General features: G+C 41.0%; 25 protein-coding genes and 2 pseudogenes. 18 read left to right on the forward strand and 9 right to left on the reverse strand.

Annotation, left to right across the window (positions count from 1 at the left end; translation table 11 throughout):
* Positions 1-139: 139 nt before the first annotated feature.
* From ACX27_RS12595 to ACX27_RS33735, 7 genes are all read left to right on the forward strand, one after another.
* The gene (locus ACX27_RS12595; RefSeq protein WP_062292773.1) at positions 140-964 is read left to right on the forward strand and encodes a hypothetical protein; all 825 of its coding nucleotides are present in this window, start codon (positions 140-142) and stop codon (positions 962-964) included.
* A 67-nt stretch (positions 965-1,031) separates the two neighbouring features.
* Positions 1,032-1,157 carry a hypothetical protein gene (locus ACX27_RS34900; protein WP_256364396.1) on the forward strand — a complete coding sequence of 42 codons (126 nt, stop codon included), beginning with the start codon at positions 1,032-1,034 and terminating at the stop codon, positions 1,155-1,157.
* Positions 1,158-1,259: 102 nt separating this feature from the next.
* Entirely contained in the window at positions 1,260-2,195 is a 936-nt protein-coding gene (locus ACX27_RS12600) for a lysophospholipid acyltransferase family protein (RefSeq protein WP_200929940.1), read from the forward strand.
* Between the two features lie 331 nt (positions 2,196-2,526).
* Positions 2,527-2,754, forward strand: coding sequence for a hypothetical protein (locus ACX27_RS12605; RefSeq protein WP_062292777.1), 228 nt, complete (start codon positions 2,527-2,529; stop codon positions 2,752-2,754).
* 276 nt (positions 2,755-3,030) lie between these two features.
* On the forward strand, positions 3,031-4,311 hold the full coding sequence (locus ACX27_RS12610; protein WP_062292781.1) for an LbetaH domain-containing protein: 1,281 nt from the start codon (positions 3,031-3,033) through the stop codon (positions 4,309-4,311).
* A gap of 16 nt (positions 4,312-4,327) precedes the next feature.
* Positions 4,328-4,729: a hypothetical protein gene (locus tag ACX27_RS12615; RefSeq protein ID WP_235526610.1), complete on the forward strand. Its 402-nt coding sequence runs from the start codon at positions 4,328-4,330 to the stop codon at positions 4,727-4,729.
* Between the two features lie 8 nt (positions 4,730-4,737).
* Complete coding sequence (locus tag ACX27_RS33735) at positions 4,738-4,875, forward strand: hypothetical protein (RefSeq protein ID WP_235526611.1); 138 nt, start codon at positions 4,738-4,740, stop codon at positions 4,873-4,875.
* A 210-nt stretch (positions 4,876-5,085) separates the two neighbouring features.
* Here ACX27_RS33735 and ACX27_RS12620 read toward each other — a convergent pair whose 3' ends face one another.
* Genes ACX27_RS12620 through ACX27_RS12630 form a run of 3 tightly spaced genes read right to left on the reverse strand, consistent with a single transcriptional unit; the run spans position 5,086 to position 6,947 of the window.
* Positions 5,086-5,382, reverse strand: a complete 297-nt coding sequence (locus ACX27_RS12620; RefSeq protein ID WP_062292784.1) for a hypothetical protein — start codon at positions 5,380-5,382, stop codon at positions 5,086-5,088.
* Positions 5,383-5,428: 46 nt separating this feature from the next.
* Positions 5,429-5,908 (reverse strand): hypothetical protein, encoded by a 480-nt coding sequence (locus tag ACX27_RS33740; RefSeq protein ID WP_062292787.1) that lies wholly within the window; start codon positions 5,906-5,908, stop codon positions 5,429-5,431.
* Entirely contained in the window at positions 5,850-6,947 is a 1,098-nt protein-coding gene (locus ACX27_RS12630) for a hypothetical protein (protein WP_062292790.1), read from the reverse strand. The genes ACX27_RS33740 and ACX27_RS12630 overlap by 59 nt, the downstream gene beginning before the upstream one ends.
* 106 nt (positions 6,948-7,053) lie before the next feature.
* Here ACX27_RS12630 and ACX27_RS35300 point away from each other — a divergent pair, with 106 nt between their 5' ends.
* Entirely contained in the window at positions 7,054-8,250 is a 1,197-nt protein-coding gene (locus tag ACX27_RS35300) for a glycoside hydrolase family 38 N-terminal domain-containing protein (protein ID WP_335337817.1), read from the forward strand.
* 28 nt (positions 8,251-8,278) lie between these two features.
* A pseudogene (locus ACX27_RS35305) lies at positions 8,279-10,230 on the forward strand (glycoside hydrolase family 38 C-terminal domain-containing protein); the annotation flags it as partial.
* Positions 10,231-10,445: 215 nt separating this feature from the next.
* On the opposite strand, the gene psbN reads toward ACX27_RS35305, so the two are convergent.
* Positions 10,446-10,577 (reverse strand): photosystem II reaction center protein PsbN, encoded by a 132-nt coding sequence (psbN, locus tag ACX27_RS30890; protein ID WP_083468730.1) that lies wholly within the window; start codon positions 10,575-10,577, stop codon positions 10,446-10,448.
* Between the two features lie 85 nt (positions 10,578-10,662).
* On the opposite strand from psbN, the gene psbH reads away from it, so the two are divergent.
* From psbH to pth, 3 genes are all read left to right on the forward strand, one after another.
* Positions 10,663-10,866, forward strand: coding sequence for a photosystem II reaction center phosphoprotein PsbH (gene psbH / locus ACX27_RS12640; RefSeq protein WP_062292793.1), 204 nt, complete (start codon positions 10,663-10,665; stop codon positions 10,864-10,866).
* A gap of 190 nt (positions 10,867-11,056) precedes the next feature.
* Entirely contained in the window at positions 11,057-11,329 is a 273-nt protein-coding gene (locus tag ACX27_RS12645; RefSeq protein ID WP_062292796.1) for a TatA/E family twin arginine-targeting protein translocase, read from the forward strand.
* Positions 11,330-11,445: 116 nt separating this feature from the next.
* On the forward strand, positions 11,446-12,084 hold the full coding sequence (gene pth / locus ACX27_RS12650) for an aminoacyl-tRNA hydrolase (RefSeq protein WP_062292800.1): 639 nt from the start codon (positions 11,446-11,448) through the stop codon (positions 12,082-12,084).
* Between the two features lie 234 nt (positions 12,085-12,318).
* On the opposite strand, the gene rpsU (ACX27_RS12655) is transcribed toward pth, so the two are convergent.
* The 3 genes from rpsU (ACX27_RS12655) to rsmI form a co-directional block, all read right to left on the reverse strand.
* The gene (gene rpsU / locus ACX27_RS12655) at positions 12,319-12,498 is read right to left on the reverse strand and encodes a 30S ribosomal protein S21 (protein ID WP_008226419.1); all 180 of its coding nucleotides are present in this window, start codon (positions 12,496-12,498) and stop codon (positions 12,319-12,321) included.
* 228 nt (positions 12,499-12,726) lie between these two features.
* Complete coding sequence (locus ACX27_RS12660) at positions 12,727-13,071, reverse strand: hypothetical protein (protein WP_062292803.1); 345 nt, start codon at positions 13,069-13,071, stop codon at positions 12,727-12,729.
* 290 nt (positions 13,072-13,361) lie between these two features.
* Complete coding sequence (rsmI, locus tag ACX27_RS12665; RefSeq protein ID WP_062292805.1) at positions 13,362-14,222, reverse strand: 16S rRNA (cytidine(1402)-2'-O)-methyltransferase; 861 nt, start codon at positions 14,220-14,222, stop codon at positions 13,362-13,364.
* A gap of 123 nt (positions 14,223-14,345) precedes the next feature.
* Here rsmI and ACX27_RS33745 point away from each other — a divergent pair.
* From ACX27_RS33745 to rpsU (ACX27_RS12685), 4 genes and pseudogenes are all read left to right on the forward strand, one after another.
* Positions 14,346-15,222, forward strand: a pseudogene (locus tag ACX27_RS33745) (sugar kinase).
* Positions 15,219-16,082, forward strand: coding sequence for a 3'(2'),5'-bisphosphate nucleotidase CysQ family protein (locus tag ACX27_RS33750; protein ID WP_062292810.1), 864 nt, complete (start codon positions 15,219-15,221; stop codon positions 16,080-16,082). Before ACX27_RS33745 ends, ACX27_RS33750 begins: the two are co-directional and overlap by 4 nt.
* A gap of 311 nt (positions 16,083-16,393) precedes the next feature.
* The gene (locus ACX27_RS12680; protein ID WP_062292813.1) at positions 16,394-16,717 is read left to right on the forward strand and encodes an RNA recognition motif domain-containing protein; all 324 of its coding nucleotides are present in this window, start codon (positions 16,394-16,396) and stop codon (positions 16,715-16,717) included.
* Positions 16,718-16,839: 122 nt separating this feature from the next.
* Positions 16,840-17,037, forward strand: coding sequence for a 30S ribosomal protein S21 (rpsU, locus tag ACX27_RS12685; RefSeq protein WP_062292816.1), 198 nt, complete (start codon positions 16,840-16,842; stop codon positions 17,035-17,037).
* A 97-nt stretch (positions 17,038-17,134) separates the two neighbouring features.
* On the opposite strand, the gene ACX27_RS12690 is transcribed toward rpsU (ACX27_RS12685), so the two are convergent.
* Positions 17,135-19,765 carry a trans-splicing intein-formed DNA polymerase III subunit alpha N-terminal partner DnaE-N gene (locus ACX27_RS12690; protein ID WP_062292819.1) on the reverse strand — a complete coding sequence of 877 codons (2,631 nt, stop codon included), beginning with the start codon at positions 19,763-19,765 and terminating at the stop codon, positions 17,135-17,137.
* 336 nt (positions 19,766-20,101) lie between these two features.
* On the opposite strand from ACX27_RS12690, the gene ACX27_RS12695 reads away from it, so the two are divergent.
* Entirely contained in the window at positions 20,102-21,388 is a 1,287-nt protein-coding gene (locus ACX27_RS12695) for a dicarboxylate/amino acid:cation symporter (RefSeq protein ID WP_062292822.1), read from the forward strand.
* 455 nt (positions 21,389-21,843) lie between these two features.
* Positions 21,844-24,684, forward strand: a complete 2,841-nt coding sequence (locus ACX27_RS12705) for a COR domain-containing protein (protein WP_062292830.1) — start codon at positions 21,844-21,846, stop codon at positions 24,682-24,684.
* Between the two features lie 168 nt (positions 24,685-24,852).
* Here the strand turns inward: ACX27_RS12705 and ACX27_RS12710 are convergent, their stop codons facing one another.
* On the reverse strand, positions 24,853-26,346 hold the full coding sequence (locus ACX27_RS12710) for a dihydrolipoyl dehydrogenase family protein (RefSeq protein ID WP_062292833.1): 1,494 nt from the start codon (positions 26,344-26,346) through the stop codon (positions 24,853-24,855).
* Positions 26,347-26,454 lie beyond the last annotated feature (108 nt).

Raw genomic sequence — 26,454 nt, forward strand, 5'->3', positions numbered from 1 at the left:
AGCATACCAGTGAAATTATTGCATCGCAAACTGGACTCTCATCATCAAAAATAGCGTTGGAAGCATTTGAACGTCATATAGAAAAAAAAGCTCAATGAGACAACGGAAAATAAAACACAAGCGACAAACTCAAAGTCTGATGTCAATTCCAATAAGTTCAAATCCTTCTAAAATTCTCCGTTTGTTTGCTGACTTGCAGGATCGTTTATACGAACATCACACAGTCAAGAATGCAATTACTCAAATATGTAACCATACAAAAGACCAGAACATTATTAAAACTTGTCAAACTATTGCTGATATTCTAGATATAGAATTGAATTTTAACTTTAACAATGTTCACACTGCTGTACATTTCCAAGCAGTTCAGCAATTACACAACCATCAGAATCATGTAATTAATAAATACCAAGAAATTCAAAATAATATAAATAATTACAATCCAAAATGGACAGCCCCTTTGCTTGAAATCATAGATACTCAAATAGCCAGATTGTCACAGCTAATAATACTTCTAGATAGAGAGCCTGATATTTGTGATAACAAAGGTAATATAATACGTCCTAATGATTTAGTTATATACCCTTGTAAAGATGAAAATGATAGGGATTATGAGCATTATGGTATTGTCAGGGCTACTGCTAATGGTTACAGAGTTGCACACTTTTTTACTGGTAAAACAGTAAAACCAGAAGGTAAAATTGTAAGTGTGGGAATTGGATATATTCATTTTGCCCACTATTCACCAGAATGGTTATTTAAAGAACGTCCTGAACAAGAAAATCCTCAAAACGCTTCAGACCTTCAAACGGAAATGCGTATTCAAGCATCACGAGAAAAAATACTTAATTCACAAGATCCTCTTTGGAACTTATTAAATTATAACTGCGAACATTGGGCTAGAGAAATGGTATATGGCGAAGCGAAATCTACTCAGATTTTAGATAGAAGAAATAATAAATAAATCGAGAAAATTTCATAGGACTTGTGCAGAACACATCTCAAACTCTCATTTCTCCGTGATGCGCCAGATGCTACTCTGCGAGAAGCCGCGCAAAGCGCGTCTACAAGTCGGCAAAGCCGCCCAACGCACTGGCTTCTCTGTGTCTCTGTTGTACCCTGCGGGAAGCAGCTTACGCGTCTACGATTTCCTGTAGTTAAAATAACAAAAGTAGAGACAAGCGATCGCTCTGAGTCTAACTACAGCAAAATAGACAATAGACGAATATCTATGATGAGTACATGAACTCAGCGAGGGTGTGATTAACAATTCCGCCAACCATCAACAAGATAGTTTGCCATCTTTAGATGCTGCTAGTATTAAGCGGGTAAAAGAAGGAGTAGCAGCAGCAAGCGATCGCGCGGTGCGTTATACAATCGAACAGGCACTAAATCGCCTAGAAGCCATTAACCAAGGACAGACAGAACATCAGATTAATGGTAGTGTACGCAGGTTTGTTTTGCGATCGCTCATTCATACTTTATTCCGCGTCCGGGTAGAAAATCTCGAAAACTTACCGCAGACACCAGCCATTCTCGCAGCTAACCATCTCCATCACATCGACCCCTTGTTATTATTGGCAGAACTTCCCAGCCAACCTTATTACTATATTTTGGGGGATGCTCGTACCCTTTATAACAAGTTTTGGAAACGCTTCATTTTAAATTTTGCTGGCGGTGTCATTCCTTTAGCGCGGTTGTGGAAAGAAGAAGTGGCTGTCATGGAAGCAGCCAAAGCCGGAAGACAAGATTTAGCCGAACTCGCCGCCGCCATTGCCCAAAATGTGCCTACTGGTGGCGATATACAGACATTACGCCAAATAGACCGCATTGTTCTGGGAATTTTAGCCCACGGGGACGGTATGATTCTATTTCCTGAAGGAAGACTAGGAAGCACTGAGGGTAAATTGCATCTTCCTCTGAAGCGAGGAACAGTGATATATGCTTTACGTGCTGGTGTACCAATAATCCCAGTGGCTTTAATTGGGACGCATGATCTCTATTTAAGAAAAGAGTTAATTATTCGCTTTGGTGAACCGTTACATTTTTCTCCAAATGCGAAAACTACTCGACAAGAAGTAGAAACTGCTCTAGAAATTTTGCAACAGCGAATGATAGCTCTACTGCCATCGAATTATCAAGAACCAAAGGGAATAAAAATTTTGCGTTACTTTCTCAACCATATATTTTGGTGAACACACTAGCTTTTACAGCTTTTAAAGGTTGATACTTGCAATCAAAAACAAAGAAACATCCTCCTTAATATAGATAATTTTTGTTAAGAAACTTGGAAGTTTACTAAAATTTTTATCTACAACATAATTTTTCACAATAGAAAAACCTCTAGTATAAAGCAGCAAATAATAATACAATGAAATGTTATCAGCCGCTTGTAGCAAATAGTACTTCATTAACTTAAATATGGCGGTTATTAGGTGAAGTAAACCGAAAGGTTTAAGCCTTTCCTATAACTTTTCGGTTTACTTTGCCAAACAAACGTGGCGAACTATTAGGTATCAAAAAATAATGTTTAAACGTCGCACACTACTAACTTGTTTAGCTGCGCTCGGCTTCACTTTGGCCGTTAGCACAAAAGTTTATGGACAATCTGCTAGCGGCCCAGACGCTTGGCAGACAGTATATGATGATGCTGTTGCAGGAGCAACCACAATAATTGATGTTCCACTATTAGGCCCTTTATTATCGCTGATTCTGCAAATAGTCTACGGCTTGGCGGGTTTTTGGGGTGGTTAACCCTGTGTATTTCCCTTAAAAAGTCAAAAATAGAGGCTTTTGCAGTCTAATTTTTGGTAATTTCTGAGACTGCTTAGACGCTCTTGGTCTTATCGCCAGACACAGCCTCACTATATCTTCAATGCCATTTTTCCAAACGATACAAAAATGGAGTCAAGGCGCATAGATTTGCGTTTTGTCCGGTCATTTATGCGTATCAGTTTTTACGAGAAATGGTATAAATCATCAACGCAAATTTTTTGTAGCCAAATATCCCCAAACCGTGAGGAGCTTTCTATGTTCAAACCTCGCGCAATTTTTCGCGCCTTAAATGCAATTGTCCTAGCTTTTGTCATAGGTATCCAGATACATCCACAACCCGCATTTGCTTCTGGCGGGACTTGTAATCCAACAGTAGCTAACCTACCTGTATGTCCTAGTACAGCACCTTCAACATCAGCTAGTTTTATTGACCCAACTGCAACAGTTACCAATCCTACAAATATTACCTTGGGCGAAAAAGTTTACATCGCTCCATTTGCTAAGTTAAACGCGACTAATGCACCTATTAGTATTGCAGCAGATTCCAACGTTCAAGACCAAGTGAATATTACAGCTTCGGGAACGGGAGTGGATATAGGGCCGCGCGTAATTATGGCTCACATGGCCACTATCAAAGGTGCAGCCAAAATCGGTACTCAAGGCTCAACCGGGCCTTTTACTGACCCAGTTAGCAATACTCAATTTAGCAACACTGTTCCAGAGACATTTCTCGCCTTCAACTGTGAAATCGATGGTGCAACTGTAGAAAGAAACACAGTGGTTAACTTTCTAGCACGGGTCGGCCCTGGTGTCACCTTACCTGCTGGTAAAGTTGTTTTGCCTGGGAAAAACGTTACTACTAACCTAGAAGCTACTAGCGGCGCTTTGGGGAAAGTAGCAAGCCTGACACAAGCCGACGTTGCATTAATGGAAGGCATTATTGAAGTTAATGAAGCATTTGCTGAAGGTTACACCAACTTAGCTAGAGCAGATTTGACAAACGTAACAGGTATAAATTACGCCCCAGCTACCTCATTTAACTCTGGAGGTCTGCCACAGTTAGGTGGAGTTTCGACTCGCGATCCGAATTTTCGTAACCGCATCATCGGCAATATTGTTTTAGAAGATTCTTTATTAGGTATCAACTTCAAAACAGGCAATAGAATTTCTCTGCGTGCTGATGAGGGTGAGCCTTTTAATGTTGGACAAATTGCTGGTATGGCCAACGATGTTGTCTTTCACGCTTTAGAAACCACTAGCTTGACTGTTGGTGATTTCGTTGGTTATGGGCCTCGCGCTTTGGTTCATGGTGGCCGTCAGGTTGTTAATGGTGCTGCTAATGGCCCAGAAACCAGCATAGGTGATTTTGTCGGACTAGGGCCAAACTCTGTTATATTCCGTTCAGTTATTGGCAATAAATCAGCCGTTGGGCAAAGAAGCGCAGTTTTCAATTCTACACTACCTTCTAGAACCTATATCCGTTCTAGAGTGATTTATGCCGATAACGGCAGCCTGATTTCACGTGTGGAGTGGTAATCAATTTTGCATAATTATGAATCTGAACATCTTGCCAGCAATGCGGTTAAAATGCCTAAGATTGATTCTGCTGTTCACTTTGATATTTGGACTGATACTAAGTTTTGATGACAGTTCATCCATAGCTGCACAAACAGACATATCCTCTAATCAGCCCCAGGTGATACAACCTCCTATTACCGGACTTGTTTCTACATTGTCGGATGAAGTTGAGGAATTACCACAAGAGTTAATTCGCTGGTCAACTTACTGGCAAATGTGCTGGGAAACTTATCCCGAAGCACAGGAATATGAACTACAAAAAGTGCTTGTAGAAGCAAATCGCCAAAATTGCAACGTCAAAGCGATCGCTGTTTTCGTATCCAAGCTGCATCTAACGAAAACCAAAAATCACAGGGATTACTCAACCGTGAACTAATCTTATTAATGCACAAAATTCAGCTTGGTTATCGAGTACGAGCAGTTTTAGATCATAATCGCGTTAGCGAATGGTCTCCAGTCATGGCAGTCGGCGCAACTACAGCCACTAAATCGAATGGAACTCAAATCAGCGTGACTCCTTGAGATTACTCGCAAGACTTATGCACAAATTTATTTTTTGAGAATGGGTTTAAGGGTGAAATCAAGTTAAAAGTCAAAAGTTAAAAGTCAAAATTAACATCTTTTGAATTTTGAATTCACTGTAGGGGTATGGTGTATAAGGGTTTTGAACACCTAAACACCCATACCTCTTCACTATCATTGGTCAAAAAAATGAATTCTGTGTGATAAATATCATTTTTCTAAAAAGTTAGTAATTTTAAAATTTGATGTTCCTTCCCAGCAATGATTTAAACAAGCATTTACCTGGGCATCTGCTGTATCTGTAGATTCTTTAGAAGCATTTAACTGTACGGCTGTCACAATATACTCAAAAATAATTACAAATTGTTTTTGTGCTGAAATTCTCTCCACTACAATAGTTTCACCAACTTTGGGAATTTGCGGCAAATTCACTACAAAGGTTTCAATTTTTGGTTTATCTAAGAGATTTTTGAAATTAAAGTATTTACAGTAAACAAGAACTTTCACGATAGTTAATGGTTATTGGTTACGTTTTATCCTGCTTGCTGAGTGACTATTTACGTCGCCATAGCCTTTGTAATAAATTAACACCTTTTACCAATATTTCTTCTAACCACAGCATAGTGCGATCGAGCAATTTTAAAATTTTCTCTAGTAAGTGCTGCTCATATTCTATGGAATTAGCTTTAACTTCTATCCAATCTGGCTGAATTTCGACTTGATGATTGTGGTTTGGCTTGGGGATAATGTCTCCTACATCACTTTCATGCGCTGGGAGATTAGCTAGTTTTTTTGATAATTTTTTATTAGTTTTCTTGAGTCCAGGTTTTGATTGTGCAACTGGTGTAACTGACAAACCAGAATTAATTGACGGCGTATTTTGTTGGTTATTAACTAATTCAGAATTACCAAATAAATCGCCCCATTTTAACCAAGGCTCTGCGGCTGTGTTTTGATTTAATAGCTTACGTTTTCTAGAACGAAATTGGTATTTTTTTTGCAGGTAACGATTGCCTATTAGAATTGGCAGCATCAAGTTTTTTATCTTTACCAACACCAAAAAAATAATTGATGGCAGCTTCAATTAAAGCTTGAACATTCAGTGTTTGTGGTTCCAAGGTGTCAGATGAAACGGTGACATTTCCTGGTGCAGCAAACTCATCTTGACCGTAGAGAAATATATTGAATTTTGTGCGAGTAACTTGGATGAGTTCTTGGCTATTTTGTTGTACTGGTACTACAGTATTTTTTTCTAATTTAGCTATGACTTTATCCAGAATATCGATGATTTTGCTAGTATTGAGGATTTCAGGTGATATAACTGCTGTTAATGCAGGTAATTTAGCGGGAGTTTCACCAGTTAGCTTGGCTAAAATACGATGAATTTCTGGTAATAAATCTGTCTGATGTGCTGGTAATGCTAATTGTTGATAATGCCAGTAACGGGCAACTTCACTAATAATTTTGTCTAAGATTTTGGTTTGTTGTTGCGGTGTTAAAATATCGAGAATTTCATTATTTGTAGACACTAACACTAACTTACGCTGTTCTAGTGTTGTGGCGATTCCTTGGACTTTGGGTAAATAACGCTGAAGCACATCTTTTTGTTGAGATGGGGTGAGATGGCTAGAGGAATTGTCTGAAATCGTTAAGGATTGGGTGAGAGCAAGGTTATTTGTTTTACTATGTTGAAACAGTTTCTGCCACCAAGCGCCTATGATGTGAAAACTTGGTGATGTTTTGACAGATGTTTCCTCAGATGGAAGCTTTTGGACTGCTTCTAAGACAACCTGAATAGGCGTATCCGCAGTTGGGGGAGTTTCGTGGCGATCGCAATCATTTGGTGCTAACTTGAGCCTAGATTGTGGTTCTTTGCTATACAGCGTTTTCACCTTTGACTCGGCTGACTGCAACACCAGATACAACGGGTACAGTAATGCTTCTACACCCCACTTAGTAGCAACTTGCACTTGTCTGAAGGTTTGTTCACATCGTTGTGTCAACCGCCGAGATTGCTGGTGGACAAAGTTAAAGAGTCTGCTTTGATAACGCCCAGAAGAACCAGATGACATGGTAGTAATTTATGAGTTCAAGTTTTGTTTAGTTGTGAGACTCCCACCAAAAAATAGATAACGACAAACAGTAAATCGTTGTAAGTGCCATCATCTTAGCGAAAATATGACCCCTCCTGTATCTCAATCTCAGACAAATTTAATCTCCAAGACTATTGAGCAATTGCGCTCTTTTTGTCAAGTCAATCTTCAGTCTACTTGGCTATACCAAGAATGTGACCGGAGTATTACGGATGTTGTTACATCTAATTTGTCTGATTGGCAACCTGTAGAGTTAAATGCTAAAGGACATATCGCTTGGAAAGGCGGGAAACAAGTTTTATGGCTGGTACAGAAACTATTGGTTCCCCAAGATTTACAGGGTTATCCTTTAACGGGGTTATCTTTGCGCTTGGCTTTGATTTGGTGGGCTGATGCGGCGGAGGTTTATGTCAATGGAGAATTAGTCCAAGCCGGAGATTTGTTTGATTTTTACCCCAGAGTCTTGCTGAGTCAAAGTGTGTCTGCTGGGGATGAGTTTATTGTAGCTTTGCGCTTGGTTAGTCCGGGACATGATCAGGGGGCTTTGATGCGATCGCACCTAATCTACGAGTCTACAGATTACAATCATCCTGACCCCGGTTTTGTGGCTGATGAGTTGGCGGTGACGCAGTTGTATTTGGAAAGGTTTGCGCCGGAAAAGTTGGATGAGTTGGCGGTGGAGATAGAAAGAACGAACCGCAAAGACGCAGAGGACGCAGAGAGAGTTCGTCAAATTCTGCTTCATCTGCGTCCATCCGCGTCCATCGGCGGTTCAAAATTCAAAATTAATCTACTCGGTCACGCCCATTTAGATTTAGCATGGCTATGGCCTGTCAGCGAAACTTGGAACGCCACCCAAAATACTTTTGAGTCGGTTCTGAAATTACAAAAAGATTTTCCTGAATTAATTTTCTGTCATTCCACGCCCGCCCTTTATGCTTGGGTGGAAGAACATCGACCAGATTTATTTGCAGCTATTCAAGAAGCTGTGGCGGTTGGAAAGTGGGAAATTATTGGCGCGACTTGGGTGGAACCAGAATTAAATTTGATTAGTGGTGAATCGATAGTTCGTCAGTTATTGTATGGTCAGCGATATTATCAAGAACAATTCGGTAAGATTTCGCCGATAGTTTGGGTTCCTGATAGCTTTGGTTTTTGTGCAACTTTACCGCAGTTTTTTGTGAATGCAGGTGTGGAATATTTTGTCACTCAAAAATTGCGATGGAATGATACTACTAAATTTGATTATGGAGCTTTTTTGGTGGCGATCGCCAGACGGTAGTCAAGTATTTAGTTTGATGTCTGCACCCATCGGTGAAGGTATTGACCCCGTTAAAATGGCAGCCTATACCCTGGAATGGCAAGACCAAACCAATTTAACAGAGTCACTCTGGCTTCCTGGTGTGGGCGACCACGGCGGCGGCCCTACCCGTGATATGTTGGAAATTGCCCAACGCTGGCAACATTCGCCGGTATTTCCAGAATTAGAATTTACAACCGCCGAAAAGTATTTACAAGAAATTAGCCAAGCAGACTTCCCCACCTGGGATGACGAACTTTATCTAGAATTTCATCGCGGCTGTTATACTACTCACGCTGATCAAAAGCGGTGGAATCGACGGGGTGAAAATTTACTTTATCAAGCAGAACTGTTTGCGACTTTAGCAAGTATTACCTGTGGCGCGAAATATCCCAAAGCAGAAATAGAAAATGCTTGGAAGCAAGTTTTATTTAACCAATTTCACGATATTTTACCTGGTTCTTCCATTACCCAAGTTTATACTGATGCTTTGCCAGAGTGGCAGCAAGTGGAACAAGTGGGGACAAGAATATTAGCAGAGTCGATGCAGGCGATCGCATCTCACTTTACCCTACCCGAACCACCAGAACCAAATAGTTTACCAATATTTGTATTTAATGCGCTCAACTGGCAGCGTTCTGAAGTAGTTGCCGTTAGCTTACCCCCAACTCACCCAGAATGGCAAATCTACGATGTCGCTGGAAACCAACTCATTTCGCAATTCACCCAACCAGCAACATTACTATTTTTAGCAGCTGATATCCCACCTGTTGGTTATCGTCTATTTTGGCTAGTTCCCACATCCCAAATTCCCAGTAACTCATCATCTCTTATCCCTGAGTTTGTCCTCGAAAATCAATTCTTACGGATATTTATTGACCCAGATACAGGTGACTTATATAGCGTTTTTGATAAAACTCATCAACGCGAAGTCTTAAGCGGTGCAGGAAATCAATTACAAGCCTTTAAAGATAGCGGTCAATATTGGGATGCTTGGAATATTGACCCCAATTATGCAGAACATCCCTTACCAGCCACCAGCCTCAAATCAATTCAGATATTAGAACAAGGGCCGATACAACATCGTTTGCGCGTCGTGCGTCAATTAGGCGAATCGGAATTTTGTCAAGATTACATTTTACAAGCAGGTTCACCCATCTTAAAAATTGTCACCACAGTTAATTGGCACGAAAATCAAGTCTTCGTCAAAGCTGCATTTCCCTTAAATGTCGAAGCAGACTTCGCTACCTATGAAATACCTTGCGGTGCTATTCGTCGCCCCACCAAACCCCAAACCCCCGCAGAAAAAGCCAAATGGGAAGTTCCGCCTTGCGTTGGGCTGATTTAACCGGAGAATCAGAACTCGGTATTTACGGTGTTAGTTTGCTCAATGATTGTAAATATGGCTACGATGCCCAACCAAATCAACTACGCCTATCTTTATTACGCAGCCCTAACTGGCCAGACCCAGAAGCTGACCGAGGCTTTCACCAATTTACCTACGCCTTGTATCCCCACGCAGGTACTTGGCAATCAGCCCAGACAGTACAACGCGGCTACGAACTCAACATTCCCTTACAAGTTTTTTGCACTCAGCACTCAGCACTCAGCGAGAAGTTGCGTGCGGGGGTTCCCCCCGTTGAGCAAACTTCGGTGACTCAGAACTCAGCACTTAGCACTCCCGACCGAAAGAGTTTCTTAAATCTAACTTCTCAAAATTTAATCTTAATGGCCTTAAAGCCAGCAGAAGATAATCCCCAGGAGTTGATTTTGCGATGCTACGAATCTCAAGGAGAAATAGCTGAGTTGTATTTACAGAGTGATTTAGGGCTAAGTTTGGGAGAAACAGTAGATTTATTAGAACGACACCAAGATATCACTGAATTTTATAGCAATCAGCAGTTACTTATCATACAGCCTTGGAAAATTACCACCGTCAAACTGATACAACAGCCAGAGTAACTTTTTATAGCAGGAGGCAGAAGGCAGAAGGCAGGAGCAAAAGTCTTACTATTACTGGCATTAAAGCTTTCAAATTGTCCTAACATATCTGACTACTTGCTCATAGATAGGAGAAGGAGATAGCTAGACAGACTTCTGCCCTCGCTTGGTGAGCGTAGCCGAACCAATGCCTTCTATCTCCTGCCTCCTGCCCCCTGCCATCTGCCTCCTGCCTTCTAATCTTCGTGATCATCGAAGGGATCTGCTAACTCCTTGCTTGGTGGGCCAAACGAGGTATAAATTCCATACGCAGTAACGGCTACAAGTATCGCGCCTACAGAAATGCTAAGAACTATTGCGGGTTCCATAAAATATAGATTGATTATGAGTGCTATTCTTATAGAATATTACAGAAGATTAAAAAAAGCTTTGGCAACTAATCTTAGGTGAACTATGGCACAACGGACTAGGTTGGGAGATATCCTGAGACCTTTAAATTCTGAGTATGGTAAAGTGGCTCCCGGCTGGGGAACTACCCCTGTAATGGCTGTATTTATGGGGCTGTTTTTCGTGTTTTTGCTGATAATTCTGCAACTTTACAATAAATCCATCGCAATTCAGGATGTGTTGGTTGATTGGCGCAGCTTAGGCGGCTAATTTAACAGCGCAATCAAGCTTGCGTATTCAGCGAACTTACACCCGGCTCGTCCGGGTTTTTTTGTAAGTTATAGACTTGAAAGGTGAGTCTGAAACAAGTCACCATAGTAATTGATAGGGAAAGTTTTGATTTTAACTTCCCACTCTCCTAATTTTGTTTGTCTGTATACTTATAGGTAGGAGCGATCGCGTGAATATATTTGGTATTGGTCTGCCAGAAATGGCTGTAATTATGATAGTGGCACTGTTAATCTTTGGCCCGAAGAAACTCCCAGAGATTGGCCGCAGTGTCGGGAAAGCAATTCGCGGTTTCCAAGAAGCTTCTAATGAATTTCAAAACGAATTTAAACGCGAAGCAGAACAAATCGAACAAGCTGTGAAAACTACTGCTGAAATCGAACCCAAACAAATAGAAGCTGCTCAACCACAGCATGATACAGTTAATTCTTCTCAAAATAGCTAATCAAGTGCTGAGTGCTGAGTAAAAAACTAGCTTCTAGTCCCTTAAGAAAAATAGTCTCTAATCTCTAGCCTCTAATCTCTTAACATAGTTCTGCGAATCGATTGATTGTAAGTGAAATGACAGAAGCTGTAACACCACCAGCTTTGGTAATTCCCCAACTAATTGTGGGGTTGGGGAATCCAGAGCCGAAATATGAACAAACACGCCATAATATTGGCTTTGCTGCTGTTGATGCGCTTGCTCGTGCTTGGCAAATTTCTTTAGCGGAAAATCGCAAGTTTCAAGGGGAGTATGGCGAAGGAATGGCATTTGCTGGAAGCAAAATCCGCTTGCTGAAGCCATTGACTTACATGAATCGCTCAGGACAATCAATCCAAGCTGTTACAAGTTGGTATAAATTGCCGCCAGAATCTGTATTAATCATTTATGATGATATGGATTTACCCCTGGGAAAAACCCGCCTGCGTCTTTCTGGTTCTGCGGGTGGGCATAATGGAATGAAAAGTGCGATCGCTCATCTTAGCACCCAAAACTTTCCACGTTTACGCATCGGTATCGGCAAACCAAAAGATGCAGCTAACACCGATAACTCCGAAACAGTCTCTCACGTACTAGGAAAATTTTCTACCACCGAAACTAAATTGATGTCTGCTGTACTTGAATTTGTCATCGAGTGCGTAGAAATGAGCCTAAAACAAGGAGTTGAAAAAGCTATGAATCGTTGTAACAGTCGTAACGTGGCGAATAATGAGTAGTCATTTGTCATTTGTCATTTGTTATTTATTTCCTTCCTTGTCTCCCCTGTCTCCCCTCTCTACCTTGTCCCCCCTTACACCCTCACACTCTTACACCCTCATACAAAGCAATATACCCAAGCCCTAGTCAGGCATGGGTAAATCTTGCTAAATCTCATCTGAGTACTCTGGCAAAGTGCTGTTGCTAACTGAGATTGATTTCTTGAAGCAAAGCCAGTACCAAACCATCCATATTTATTTAAAACGGCGCTTGCGTCTTGCTGCTACAGCTTTACGTTTGCGCTTTTCTAATGGTGTTTCAAAGTGCCGATGATATTTTACGTCGGCAAGTATACCAGCCTTGGATACTTGACGCTTAAATCGACGTAATGCTGAATCTATTCCTTCGTTTTCGCCTAGAACCACTTGGGTCATTCTGTTTCCTCGTTATGGATAATTCCCATTGTAATAGTAGCCTCCGACTTAGCCAAACACCGCCAGCTTACGTTCAAACATAGTAGTTTTGGTAAGCGCACTGCGTACAGCAACAGAAATACTATTTATAATGACAAATTAGTATTATATGACTTAGTTACAAAAGTTAGTGATTGATGTAGATTCTAAATAGACGCTGTGTTGCGTAAATGTCATCATTAATACTGCTTAAAAGTTAATTCTGCCTTGACTTAATAATTTATATCCGGTAGCTAATGCAGTAAACGCCACACAAAAACTCCATAAACTAGTCGGTCTTAAAATAACTCCACCACTTAAAAAAACTAGCACTATTCCCAGCCCCAGTAATATCCAACCAAAATTACCCGTTTGTCTAGGAAAGAAAACTAGTGAAAAGATGCCAGCCATGATTGCTAGAACTGAACCAGTAGCAGGGACACCCCGATAGAAAAATGAATAGTATCTACTAACAAATATGATGTTTTGACCGAAAAAATATAAACCTAAAAAGAATAAAATTAAGCCTATCAGTTTGATAAAAAGCCTACCCATAATTATTGGATTCGTCTTGGCTAAATCTAAAGTTTGTGTGGCTTTATTATATTTGGTCTATTAATGAAAAACTATAGATTCATGTAAAAAATTATCTAAAATTTATGTGAGGTATAGCAAATATACGTAGAATATCATTATATTTGACTTTATAATAAACCTCTTAAACTTCCAGACTGGGGCTATACAAACAAAGCCTGGGAAAGCAGGCTAATTATTGATATATTCTCTCCTGTCTTCCTTGTCTCCCCACTCCCTACACAGATAATCTCAAAAATCAAAGCAGATAACTACTCAGCATTCGCAACAATAGACAAGGCTAGTTGATAGACTTCGCGGCGGGAAAGTGGGGTGAATTTGGCTAGTTGACGACTGGCTTGAGAACGGGATATTCCTTGACTCATTAACTGTTGTAGTTCGGCTTTGAGTTGTGTCTCATTTAATAAAAGCTGAGTGGCTGGAGTCCCCGCAACAAGTAAAGTGTATTCACCTTGGGGTTCTCGTTGCTGGTAATGGGCGATCGCACCCGCGATTGTACCGCGCCAAAATTCTTCGTACAATTTAGTTAATTCCCGCGCCAGCACAATTTGGCGTTCGTCCCCAAAAACTTCGGCTAAGTCTTGCAAAGTATCTGTTAAACGATGGGGTGATTCGTAGAAAATTAAGGTGCGCGATTCTGTTTGCAAGGTTTCTAAATATTCTCGTCGTTGTTGGGTTTTTGGTGGTAAAAAACCTTCAAACGCAAATTTATCTGTCGGTAAACCCGCAGCACTTAAAGCGGTAATGGCTGCACTTGCACCAGGAATTGGTACTACTTTAATTCCTGCATCAATACAAGCTTTAATTAATTCATAGCCAGGATCAGAAATTCCTGGCATACCTGCATCACTAACTAAGGCGATCGCTTTACCATCATTTAAATGCTCTAAAATCTCTGGTATCCGACTATTACGATTATGTTCGTGATAACTGATTTGGGGTGTTTTAACTTGAAAATGTTGGAGTAATTTCCCTGTGTGGCGCGTGTCTTCCGCCGCAATTAAATCTACCGTCTGCAAAATTCGCACCGCCCGAAAGGTAATATCTTCTAAGTTGCCAATGGGTGTGCCAACAACGTAAAGTGTTCCTGGTTGGAGTTTGTCATTTGTCATTCGTTATTAAATACAGAATTAATACTTTAGCAATCCTCAATAATTTACAAATATCTATCTCCCTGGTCTTCCGTGTCCTCCTTGTCTATTTTATTTCTGTATCAAATAGGACTGCTATATCTAGTGACAAATCTAAAATCACATCGCGGATTATTTGTCGGTTTAGTCACTTTAGACTTGATTTATCTGGCTGATGCTGCTCCGCAAAATAATCAAAAGTTGGTGGCTGCTGACTATACTGTAGCAGCAGGCGGCCCGGCTACGAATGCAGCGGTCACTTTTGCTCATTTAGGAAATTATGCAAATATCTTGGGTGTGGTTGGTTCTCATCCAATGACGCAGCTAATTTATAGTGACTTAGAAAATTATAGAGTAGCGATCGCCGACCTCGACCCCAACAAACCCACACCACCACCAGTCTCTTCAATTATTGTCACCCAAGCCACAGGCGAACGGGCAATCATTTCGATTAATGCTGTGAAGACTCAAGCCAGCAACGCATCTATCCCAGATAATATCTTGTCAGATATCAATATTGTATTAATTGATGGACACCAGATAGAAGTAGGAAAAGCGATCGCTCAAACTGCGAAAGCTAATAATATCCCAGTAGTGATTGATGGCGGTAGCTGGAAACACGGCTTTGAGGAAATCTTACCCTTTGTTGATTATGCCGTTTGTTCGGCAAATTTTTATCCTCCTGGCCGTGAGACAAAACAACAGGTTGTTGATTATCTCAACAGTTTTGGCATTCCCCACATTGCCATTACCCACGGTGATCAACCAATTACATATCTAAGTCAGAATCAAAGTGCTACTATAACCGTACCGCGAATTACCGCAGTTGATACCCTGGGGGCTGGTGATATTTTTCACGGCGCTTTCTGCCACTATATATTAAGTGAAAATTTCCCCGATGCTTTAGCAAAAGCCGCATCTATCGCCGCTAATTCCTGTAAATTTTTTTGGTACACGTCGCTGGATGGAGGTGAGACAATGAAAGATTTAGAAGATATATTAGCGATCGCTCGTGATGTAGGCTGGAAAGCGGCAGATATTCTCCACTCCTATTATCATGGCACAGTTAAAGACCCTGATTTACAGGTGCAGTACAAACAAAGTGAACCTGTGACAATTGCAGATGTTACCGTTAGTCAATATATTGTGCAGAGATTACAAGCTGCTTTTGGTGAGCAAGATTTTGCTTACATTAGTGAAGAAACCTATAAATCACAACTCCAGCTACAAAACTCTCAGTTAGTATGGCTAATTGACCCTTTAGACGGCACTAGAGATTTTATTAATAAAACTGGAGATTATGCCATTCACATTGCGTTAATTCAAGAACATCGACCGATTTTATCTGTTGTCGCTGTACCAGAAGCCGAAACTATCTACTACGCCATCAAAGACGGCGGAACTTTCAAAGAAACTCCAACCGCAACTGTAGCTGTAAAACTTTCACCAACAAAACCTGTGGAAGATTTAACCTTAGTTGTCAGTCGTTCTCATCGCCATGAAAGACTAGAGTATTTATTACAAAATTTGCCTTGTCAAAATCAAAAAGCTGTAGGTAGTGTGGGTTGTAAAATTGCTACCATTTTAGAACAAAATGCAGACATCTATATTTCTCTTTCTGGTAAATCTGCACCTAAAGATTGGGATATCGCCGCACCAGAGCTAATTTTAACTGAAGCAGGCGGTAACTTTACTCACTTTGATGGCAGTCCTTTACAATATCACACTGGCGATATTAATCAATGGGGAGGCTTACTTGCCAGCAACAGTAACTCTCATCAACTTTTATGTCAGGAAGCGCAAAGGATATTATCTGAGTTCGACAGAATTAAGAAAGTGTAGAACTATATATGTATATAGCTAAAGTTAGTTTGTCTGAATTAACAGTATAATTTATAATTATATTTGATAGTTAATCTAATTAATGTCTATAAACATATTTCCAGGCATTTCTTAGGTACAAATACCCAAAAATTATTCTGTAAGAGTTACAGAATACAAAGTTTTTTGAATAGTTGATAACTTTGATTATTGGGAGCTTGTGCTATACTTTGGCATATAAGGATTATTTTCGGTTGAGTAACTCGTTTTGATTTTTAAAAAGCGTCTCTCCGAATTTAACTCTCTACACTCCCTGAATTCGGAGACATTATATGTCAATTTACATCGGAAACCTTTCCTATCAAGTCACTGAGGAAGACTTGAGATTAGCATTTAGCGAATACGGAAAAGTAAGTCGCGTTCAGTTACCAACTGACCGCGAAACTGGCCGTCCTCGCGGTTTTGCCTTTGTGGAAATGGAAAATGAGTCACAAGAAACCGCAGCCATTGAAGCACTAGATGGTGCTGAATGGATGGGTCGTGACTTGAGAGTTAACAAAGCTAAACCTCGTGAAGAAAGAAGTCCCTCCCGTGGTGGCGGTGGTGGCTGGGGTAACAACCGCGGCGGTGGCGGCGGTCGTGGTGGTCGCTACTAAACTTTTGAAATAAAAATTTAGCATCTAGAGTCTCCAGCAGATAAAGCCAAAGGCTCAATTCTGCTGGAGTATTTTATTTTTTCTCTAGATTTTGCTATTCATCCAAATAAGGAGGAATGAGAATGACGCAAGTAGTCTTGGGGGAGAATGAGGGTATTGATTCAGCTTTGCGAAGATTTAAACGGGAAGTTTCTAAAGCTGGAATTTTCCAAGACATGAGAAAGAAGCGTCACTTTGAGACACCGCTAGAAAAACAAAAGCGGAAAGCAGTTGCAAGACATAAGCAAAACCGCAGCAACGGCGCTCGTCGCTTCAAGTAACATAGTTAAAAATATTAGTATGGTTGGGGCATCAGCCATTAGGTTTGCTATTGCTATTTAAACCTAAAATCCCCACCCTTTAAGGGTGGGGAGCATGTCAAACTGGTAAAGCTTTAACTTGTAGTAAATCTAGTTCGCCCTCAAATATTTCATCAATGGGTAACATTTGACCATCGGTAGTCATAAATTTATGGTCTTTTGTGGCGCGAATTACAGAACCATCTTCTAAAGAATACTCGAATAATTCTTGTTGTCCTCGATTATGCCATTGGGCGATCGCTTGCGTATAGACATAACCGTGGCTGTCAACGCTAAACACGCTACATTCCAGTTGTTTTTCGACAATTTCGCCGATAGGGACAAAGCCATATTCTACTGTTAATACTTGGGTGTCATAGCTGAGGCAATATTCAGCAAACTTCAACATATCATCAAATAGCTTTTCTGCTACTTGCTTTTTCACACCGTTTTTCGTCGAACCATCAATAAATTTTTCCTGCTGCTTCTGCATTTCGGAAACTTTCTTTTTCCCCATCGCGCGGCGTAGCAAGTCAGCTTGTCCTAGAGAATAACCAGCCATATCTTGAGCAATTTTCATGATTTGCTCTTGATAGACCATAATGCCGTAGGTTTCATTTAAAATTGGTTCTAAAATTTGGCTTTCATAGTCAATATTTTCGCGTCCATGTTTGCGGTTAATAAACTTAGGAATCAACCCCGCATCTAAAGGGCCTGGTCTGTATAATGCCAAGATAGAAGAAATATCTTCAATATTAGAAGGCTTCAAATCACGGACTATCTGCTTCATTCCCGATGATTCTAATTGGAATATTCCTTCTAATTCGCCAGATTCTAAAAGTTCATAAGTTTTCTGCACATCTTTAGGGAGAGTTTTATGTTCACCCTTAGCTAAAATCTTTTGCGCCTTTCTCTCTTGATTAGTGATTTCGTAAGGGTCAACCCTATAACCTTTATGCTGCTCAATTAAATCAATGGTTTTTTGAATCATTGTTAGGTTTCTTAAACCCAAGAAGTCCATTTTCAACAAACCCATTGATTCCAAATCTTCCATGAAATATTGGGTAATTACTGACCCGTCATTATTTCTTTGTAGAGGCACAATTTCATCAAGAGGATCGGCAGAAATTACTACCCCAGCCGCATGAACACCAAAGGTTTTGTTAGTTCCTTCAATTCGCATCGCCATATCAACCCAATGGCGCACCTTTGGGTCATTATCATATTTTTCTTTAAACTCTGGTTCGGGAGTTTCATTAGAAATCATCACCTTGAGTTTAGTAGGCTTACCCCGCACTACAGGAATTAACTTCGCCATTTTGTCAGCTTCCCCATAAGGAATATTCAACACTCTGGCGACATCTTTTAATACAGCTTTAGAAGTTAATCGGTTAAAGGTAATAATTTGAGCAACTCTATCTGTACCGTATTTTTGAGTAACATAATCAATAACTTGATCCCGTTGTTCAATGCAGAAATCGGTATCAATATCAGGCATTGATTTCCGTTCTGGATTTAAGAAACGCTCAAATAATAAGCCATGATGTACGGGGTCAATGTTAGTAATACCCATTGTATAAGCTACTAAAGACCCCGCCGCCGATCCTCTACCTGGGCCAACAGGAATATTGTTATCTCTAGCAAATTTGATGTAGTCCCACACAACTAAAAAGTAGGTAGAAAAACCCATTTGCTGGAGCATTTTGAGTTCATATTCCAATCTTTCTTTATAGACTGGCTCGACTTCAGCGCGGGATTTTCGATTTAATCTATCTAATAAACCTTGCCAAGCAACTTCTTCAACGTAAGTATCAGCAGTGTGACCAGAAGGAATGGGATAATTGGGGATGCGAGGCTCTCCCATAATATTGTAAGGCTCGACTTTTTCAGCAACTTCTTCTGTGGTTGCTATTGCTTCCTCAATCACATCTTCGGGTAAATGGTCGCGGAATAGCATTCTCATTTCATCAGCAGATTTGAGATATTCTGTGCCGCTATAACGCATCCGGTTATCTTCAATAATTAGCTTACCTGTTTGAATACAAAGTAAAGCGTCGTGGGCTTCGACATCAAAACAAGAAATAAAATGCGAGTCGTTCGTAGCGACAAATTTAATGCCTAATTCCCGCGCAATTTTGACAATTTCCACATTAACAATGCGGTCTTCTGGGGAGCCGTGGTCTTGAATTTCTAAATAAAAATCATCGCCAAATACATCTTTATACCATTGAGCAACTTTACGGGCTGCATCTGGTCTATTACTGAGAATTGCTTGAGGAATTTCGCCACCTAAACATGCGCTAGTGACAATCAAACCTTCATGATATTGTTTGAGTAATTCTTTATTAATACAGGGACGAGAAAAAATACCTTTACCTTGTACACCTTTGAGGTGAGAAAGTGTGGTTAATTTAACTAAATGTTTATATCCTTGATTATTTTTGGCCAAAACAACTTGATGATAACGGGGGCGACGTTCTTGTTTTTCAATATCGCCGTTAATAATATACATTTCGTTGCCAATTATTGGCTTAACATTTTTGCTACGGCAAATTTTCAGCAATTCCACAGCACCATACATGACACCATGATCTGTAACTGCGATCGCCTTTATCCCCAATTCTATGGCACGGTCAATCAAATCTGGTAACTGACTCGCCCCATCCAGCAAACTATAGTCACTATGAATATGTAAAGGTACGAAAGACATAATATTTATTTAAGTCGGTCAGTGTTAAAGAAGGTAGGAGTTAAAACGCAGGAGGCAGGAGGGAAGAGGTTTTCTAGGAAATTGATTTTTCTTTACATAATTCGGTTTATTTGTATTGTTCTACTTAATAGTTAATGCTCAATTATTAAAAGTGCTGAGTGTTGAGTGACGAGTCCTGAGTTAAAGATTCCATTCCCCTTGTCCCCCTTGTCTCCCTTGTCTCCCTTGTCCCTAATCTCTACTCCCTAGATTGATTAGATTATCCTGTTTAAGTAAATTCCACTTCCGCAGTTGTTGTTGTAATAGTTACCTTTGTTCCGTTATTTAGCTGTAACAATGAGTCAAACAGAGAGTCAACATCCGCCCGATAATGCTTCCCGTCCTTGGTGGCGGCGTATTCCTCTGACGTTACAAATTGTAATTGCCTTAGTGCTGGCAGTGATTTTGGGAATTGCTTTAGGTGCGGGGAACCCTAGCCCTAGCAATGCGGCTTTAATCACTAATTTGGCAATTCCGGCAGAACTGGTACTTAAAGCACTCCGCGCTTTAGCTACACCACTGATTTTGGTAGCAGTGCTGCATACTTTTATGACAGCGACTATCCCCGGTACCGCCGGACGACGGTTAGCGTTATTACTTTTTACTAATACCACTGTAGCGATTTTAGTTGGGCTGTTGGTGGCTAACGTCCTGCGTCCAGGAACTTGGGGAAGTTTACCCAAACCACAGACAACCATTGCTAACGCCAACCTTGATCCTTGGGGGTTAATTAAAGACGCTGTACCAGAAGCCGTGCTTGCGCCGTTGGTGAGTAATAATGTCATTCAGTTAATTGTGGTTGCCCTCTGTTTTGGTATTGTGCTGCGGGGCTTAAAATCAGAACAAATCGCCCAAGGAAAAACAGGATATCAACCAATTGAAGATGTCATTGGAATTTTGTTTGAGGCGGTAATTCGTATCCTCAACTGGGTAATTGCTTTAGTTCCCTTTGCGGTGTTTGGTATTGTGGCTAAAACCGTGGCAGAAAAAGGTTTTGCCCCATTTATTTCTTTAGCAGCTTTTATTGTGGCGGTGTTGGTCGCCTTGGTGTTGCAAGCTTGTTACTATCTCACCAGGGTTAAGTTTAATTCTTGGGTAAACCCGTGGCGATTTTTGGCTGGCGGTTCAGATGCTTTTATTACAGCGTTCTCGACTTCTTCTTCTACCGTAACAATGCCTATTACCTGGGAGGTTTTGCAAACCAAAGTTGGTTTAAGGGAATCTTCCGCATCTTTGGGGGCGTTAGTCGGGGCAAATTTTAATAATGATGGGACTGCCCTTTATGAAGCAATGTCTGCGTTATATATTTCCCAAGTTATTGGACAGCATTTAAATTTGGGACAGCAGTTAATTGTAGTGCTGACATCGATTTTTGCATCGGTGGGGGCGGCTGGTATTCCGAATGCGGGGTTAGTGACAATGACTTTGGTATTTACTTCCGTGCGCTTGCCGACAGAGTATATCGCCTTGTTGGTGACTGTTGACTGGTTTTTAGACCGTTGTCGCACAGCGATTAATGTTATGGGAGATATGACTGTGAGTGCGGTACTGGATGGGAAAAAGCCGCGTTATGAAGAGGAGTAATTTTTCTGAGGAGTTCCATACAGCTTGATCAAAAATTGGTATTAGGTTTATTTCTTTGATTATCTAGCTTGAGGAAATAGTGAATGAAGATTCGAGCTTCATTAATGAGGCTCAGAACTCCTTTAATGAGTGTTTGAACTTCATTAATGAGCCTTGGAACTCCTTTAATGAGACTCGGAACTTCATGAATGAGGCTCGGAACTTCTTTAATGGAGTGTTTGAACTTCATTAATGAGCATTGGAACTCCTTTAATGAGTCTTAAATACTCGTGAATGAGCCTCGGAATTTCTTTAATTAGTCTTAAATACTCGTGAATGAGTCTTTGAACTCGGTTAACAAGTCTTGAATACTCATCGAGATTCTAGATTAACTTAAACACGCCTCCCTATTCTTCACTTCCCACACTGCTAAACTATTCTGGTAAATATCGCTACAGGGTTGGTGAGGTTTGCAGGTGACAAACGAAGAACTGTTGCAAATTATTGAACAAGCTGACAAGGAAAAGGTAACAGAGCTAGACCTTTCCAATAAGCAACTCAGCAGCCTACCACCAGAAATCAGCCAACTCTACAACTTAAGTGAGCTAGACCTCTCTAATAATCAACTCAGTAGCCTGCCACCAGAAATCGGTCAACTCTCCAACTTGACAGCACTATACCTTAATGAAAATCAACTCAGCAGCCTGCCACCAGAAATTAGCCAACTTTCCAACTTAAGTGAGCTAGACCTCTCTAATAATCAACTCAGTAGCCTGCCACCAGAAATCAGCCAACTCTACAACTTGACAGCACTATACCTTAATGAAAATCAACTCAGCAGCCTGCCACCAGAAATCCGCCAACTCTCCAACTTAAGGCGGCTATACCTTCATGCAAACCAACTCAGCAGCCTGCCGCCAGAAATCAGCCAACTCTCCAACTTGACGCGGTTATACCTTGATCACAATCAACTCAGCAGCCTACCGCCAGAAATCTGTCGACTCTCCAATTTGACGCGGTTATACCTTGATCACAATCAACTCAGCAGCCTACCGCCAGAAATCTGTCAACTCTCCAACTTAATATTGTTATATCTCTATAACAACCCCTTAACCTCGCCACCCCCCGAAATTATCGGGCAAGGAACCCACGCAATTTTGGCGTATCTGCAAGAAAAATTAGAAGATAGTCAACGCCAGTGGGTTTCTAAACTTCTAGTAGTCGGTGAAGGCGGTGTAGGTAAAACATCCTTATTAAGAGCATTACGCGGTGAAGAATTCGACACCCAAGAATCAACCACCCACGGCATTGAAATAAAATCCCTCGCCTTAACCCACCCCGCCAAACCAGATGTCACCATGCAGCTGAACACCTGGGACTTTGGTGGACAGGAAATCTATCACGCTACTCATCAATTCTTCCTCACCAACCGTTCCCTTTTCCTCCTCGCCTGGAATGCGCGACTGGGATTTGAGCAAGGTAAACTCTACTATTGGCTAGATACCATCAAAGCCTTAGCGCCGGAATCACCCATTTTACTTGTCGCCACCCACATCGATGAACGCGACGCAGACCTTCCCCTCAAAGAGTTACGCGACAAATACCCCCAAATTGTCGAACACTGCAAAATTAGTTCTAAAATCAGCCTGGGTATTGAAGAACTCCGCCAAGCAATTGCCGAAACTGCTGCTCAACTGCCCTTAATGGGTGAAATCTGGCCTACCACTTGGCTCAATGCTGCTAACGCTATTCGTTCCCGTCCAGAAAAATACATCACGCCGCAGCAGTTGGGGAAAATCATGGCTGAGTCTGGAGTTGCGGACATTAGTCAAGAAGTTTTGGCGCGATGGCTGCATGAATTAGGCGAAATTCTCTATTTCCAAGACAATGAAGAACTCAATGATACAGTCATCCTCAAACCGCAGTGGGTGACTCAATACATCAGCAAAGTTCTGGAAAGCGAAGAAGTAATTAATAAGTTTGGCATTTTCACCCGCCAGGAAATGGATAAACTCTGGCAAGACTTAGCCCCATCAATGCGTGACCATTTTCTCCGGCTGATGGAACGGTTTGACCTTTCCTACCGCACTTTAGAAAACCGAGATATTAGTTTAATTGTTGAACGTTTGCCCCTCGACCCGCCGAATTATGAACAGCAATGGCAACAAATCAAAGCTAAAGCAAATTGCCATGAAATTTCCATGAAATTCAAACTCAATACTATTCCGGCGGGGATTCCGACTTGGTTTATTGCCCGTCAACACCGCTTTACAACTAACACCCATTGGCGAAACGGGGCATTGTTGGCTTATGAACAAGAACATTTAGCTTTGGTGGAAGCGGTGAAGGGCGATCGCTATATTAAACTAACAGTACGCGGTGCTAACCCTTTGAATTTCTTCGTCCTATTACGCGATGGCATTGAAGTAACTCTCTCCAGGTTTCCCGGCTTAAATATTCAACGCACTATCCCCTGTCTTGGTCATCATGGCGAACCATGCACCCACGAATTTGACTATCACCAATTATCCAAACGTTGGGAAAAAAAGAAAGCAACCATTGAATGTCCAGAAGCCATAGAAGATGTATCTGTTGCCGAACTTTTGTATGGTTTAAATTTCCATACACAAAATGCAGTATTAGAACGCATTGATGAATTAGAAACAAAAGTTGTTGATAAACAAGCAACTATTCTCAATGAAATCAAAAATCTGCGCGAACTTTCTCAAAGAGAATTTACTAATTTCTTCCGCCGCGAACAAGCCAAAATCGATTCTCATTGCCCAAATATTTTTGTGCTGCGTCCCCGTGGTGGTAAATCTTGGCAAAAAGCCATAGCCGGACAAAAAATAGATTTACAACTTTATTGCCAAGCCCCTGGCTGTTGGCATCCTCTCCAAACAGGCGGTTTATATGAAATCGATGAACCTGCCAAATGGCTGAGAGCAACTGCACCTTATATTGGTAAATTATTCAAAGTTTTAAGATTTGCCGCACCCATAATTGGCCCTTGGCTGGGTGTGGTAGATCCCAAAGAATACGAAGCAATTTATAAGAATAATTTGGAATTATTTAAAGAACTAGCCGAGAAATTACCAGAAATTCAAGATGCCGCAGATTTAGAATTAGCAGACAAAATTGCCAGAGGTGAAGATTTAGATCCCGAACGTGCCGACGGTGCAGCGTTGCGTGCTTTACGCCAACTCTTAGAAGAAAAAGACCCCCAACAACATTGGGGCGGACTCAAGAAAGTATTAACACCAGAAGGACATTACCTCTGGCTGTGCGAACACCACGCAGCCGAATATAAGCGTTAGGTAGGAAGTGGGGAGTAGCACCTAGCCCCGACGAATGGAATTCGCGGCTATAAAAACGAAGTCCGCCTGCGCGGACTAACGTAAAAAGGCAAAAATGAAGAATACTTTTGACTTTTGGTTTTTTACTTTTGACTTCTCCGGCAAAGCCGGAGCGCCTCCTGCCTCTGATTACAAATTCCAATTGCGGCGGAAATGGAAGAAGCCTTCTAATCTATCTTGCACATCTGGATGGTTATTTAATCTTTGCTGATATTCTTGGGCAGTTTGGGTGAGAATTTCGGAAAAATTGGGATAGATGGGCGCTAAGTTAGCTAAATCTTTGACTTTAATTTTTTGGTTGATAGCTAATGCAATTATATTAATTAACTCTCCGGCGCTTTGACCTAAGATAGTTGCACCTAAAATTTCGCCGTTACGTAAGACAATTAATTGACAAATACCTGTGATTTCGCTGTTAATTTGGGCTGCTGCTAAAGATTTAAAATATTGCCGTAAAATTAAAAATTCATCGGGGCGAAATTGCCTGATAACTTGAATTTGGGTTAAACCAACTTGCGCTAACATTGGCTGAGTAAATATTCCCCAAGGTATGTGTTGATAATTCACCTCTAATCTAGGGAAAAATAGGGCATTGTTGGTGGCGATTCTCGCTTCATAATGAGCAACGTTGATCAAGTCATAACCACCAATGACATCACCACAAGCGTAAATACGTTTGTTGGTAGTTTGCAGTTTATTGTTGACTACTAAACGATGCTGATACCATTTCACGCCGACGGCTGCTAAATTGAAAGATGCAAAATTTGGTTGTTGTGCTGTGGCTACTAAAATTTCATCAGTTTCAATTGCTTTATCTCCGGCTTGTACCCATTTTTTATCATCAATTTGTCTAACTTGGGTGACGGCTGTTTGCGTCAAAATATGTACACCATCAACTTCTAATTGTGCTTGCAGCAGTTGAGCAATTTCTGGGTCAGTATTTGGCAGAATATGAGGATGTTTAATGACTAATGTGACAGTACAACCCAACCGGGCTAAAGTTTGGGCGATTTCAATACTTTGAGGTACGCCACCAAGAATTACCCAATTTTGAGGTAATGTTCTTTTTTTGAGAGATTGCCAAATATTATTTAAGGTAATGTAACCAGTATTTTGTAAACCTTCAATATTAGGAATTTTGGGACGGGAACCACTGGCTAATAAATAAGTGCGTCCCCTTAACAAGCGGAGAATTTGCTGAGGTGCAGATTGGGTTGATTTTTCATCATTTTGATAAACAGCAAATGCCAAATGTGGCGAAGGTTGAAATTCACCTTTGCCAAAAATCACATCAACGCCTTGTGCAGCTAATGTGGCTGGAGAATTGAGTTCTTGGATATTGGCTGCTACTGTGTCAGCATATAGCATTGCCTCTTGCCAAGCGAGGGATATATGGCATTTTTCGGCGATGTCCGCATGATTGGTACGAATACCAAAACCATCGGCTTGATTGAGAGACTCTAAGCGGTTGGCAATTTCGCTGAGGGAGTGATGATAAATAAATCCGTAATTTATATGTGGTTCTACTAGGGCAACTTTAGCGTGCCATTTGGTTGCAGCTAAAGCCGCATAGCGTCCGGCGAGGCTACCGCCAATAATCACGACATCATAATCAATGGTCATTAGTTGTTAGTCAATGGTCATTTGTCATTTGCAGGACTTACGTACAAAGATTGTCTGTTAAGACAGGGTGTGGGGGTGTAAGGGTATAGGCTTCGCCGTGAGCGTCAG

The sequence above is a fragment of the Nostoc piscinale CENA21 genome, assembly GCF_001298445.1.
In the GTDB taxonomy this organism is placed as follows: domain Bacteria; phylum Cyanobacteriota; class Cyanobacteriia; order Cyanobacteriales; family Nostocaceae; genus Nostoc_B; species Nostoc_B piscinale_A.

Coding starts and splice junctions, on each gene's coding strand:
- ACX27_RS12595 (WP_062292773.1), top strand. CDS start 140: ATGTCAATTCCAATAAGTTCAAATCCTTCTAAAATTCTCCGTTTGTTT.
- ACX27_RS34900 (WP_256364396.1), top strand. CDS start 1,032: ATGCTACTCTGCGAGAAGCCGCGCAAAGCGCGTCTACAAGTCGGCAAA.
- ACX27_RS12605 (WP_062292777.1), top strand. CDS start 2,527: ATGTTTAAACGTCGCACACTACTAACTTGTTTAGCTGCGCTCGGCTTC.
- ACX27_RS12610 (WP_062292781.1), top strand. CDS start 3,031: ATGTTCAAACCTCGCGCAATTTTTCGCGCCTTAAATGCAATTGTCCTA.
- ACX27_RS12615 (WP_235526610.1), top strand. CDS start 4,328: ATGAATCTGAACATCTTGCCAGCAATGCGGTTAAAATGCCTAAGATTG.
- ACX27_RS33735 (WP_235526611.1), top strand. CDS start 4,738: ATGCACAAAATTCAGCTTGGTTATCGAGTACGAGCAGTTTTAGATCAT.
- ACX27_RS33740 (WP_062292787.1), bottom strand. CDS start 5,908: ATGCTGCCAATTCTAATAGGCAATCGTTACCTGCAAAAAAAATACCAA.
- ACX27_RS12630 (WP_062292790.1), bottom strand. CDS start 6,947: ATGTCATCTGGTTCTTCTGGGCGTTATCAAAGCAGACTCTTTAACTTT.
- ACX27_RS35300 (WP_335337817.1), top strand. CDS start 7,054: ATGACCCCTCCTGTATCTCAATCTCAGACAAATTTAATCTCCAAGACT.
- psbN (WP_083468730.1), bottom strand. CDS start 10,577: ATGGAACCCGCAATAGTTCTTAGCATTTCTGTAGGCGCGATACTTGTA.
- psbH (WP_062292793.1), top strand. CDS start 10,663: ATGGCACAACGGACTAGGTTGGGAGATATCCTGAGACCTTTAAATTCT.
- pth (WP_062292800.1), top strand. CDS start 11,446: ATGACAGAAGCTGTAACACCACCAGCTTTGGTAATTCCCCAACTAATT.
- rpsU (WP_008226419.1), bottom strand. CDS start 12,498: ATGACCCAAGTGGTTCTAGGCGAAAACGAAGGAATAGATTCAGCATTA.
- ACX27_RS12660 (WP_062292803.1), bottom strand. CDS start 13,071: ATGGGTAGGCTTTTTATCAAACTGATAGGCTTAATTTTATTCTTTTTA.
- rsmI (WP_062292805.1), bottom strand. CDS start 14,222: ATGACAAATGACAAACTCCAACCAGGAACACTTTACGTTGTTGGCACA.
- ACX27_RS33750 (WP_062292810.1), top strand. CDS start 15,219: ATGAAAGATTTAGAAGATATATTAGCGATCGCTCGTGATGTAGGCTGG.
- ACX27_RS12680 (WP_062292813.1), top strand. CDS start 16,394: ATGTCAATTTACATCGGAAACCTTTCCTATCAAGTCACTGAGGAAGAC.
- rpsU (WP_062292816.1), top strand. CDS start 16,840: ATGACGCAAGTAGTCTTGGGGGAGAATGAGGGTATTGATTCAGCTTTG.
- ACX27_RS12690 (WP_062292819.1), bottom strand. CDS start 19,765: ATGTCTTTCGTACCTTTACATATTCATAGTGACTATAGTTTGCTGGAT.
- ACX27_RS12695 (WP_062292822.1), top strand. CDS start 20,102: ATGAGTCAAACAGAGAGTCAACATCCGCCCGATAATGCTTCCCGTCCT.
- ACX27_RS12710 (WP_062292833.1), bottom strand. CDS start 26,346: ATGACCATTGATTATGATGTCGTGATTATTGGCGGTAGCCTCGCCGGA.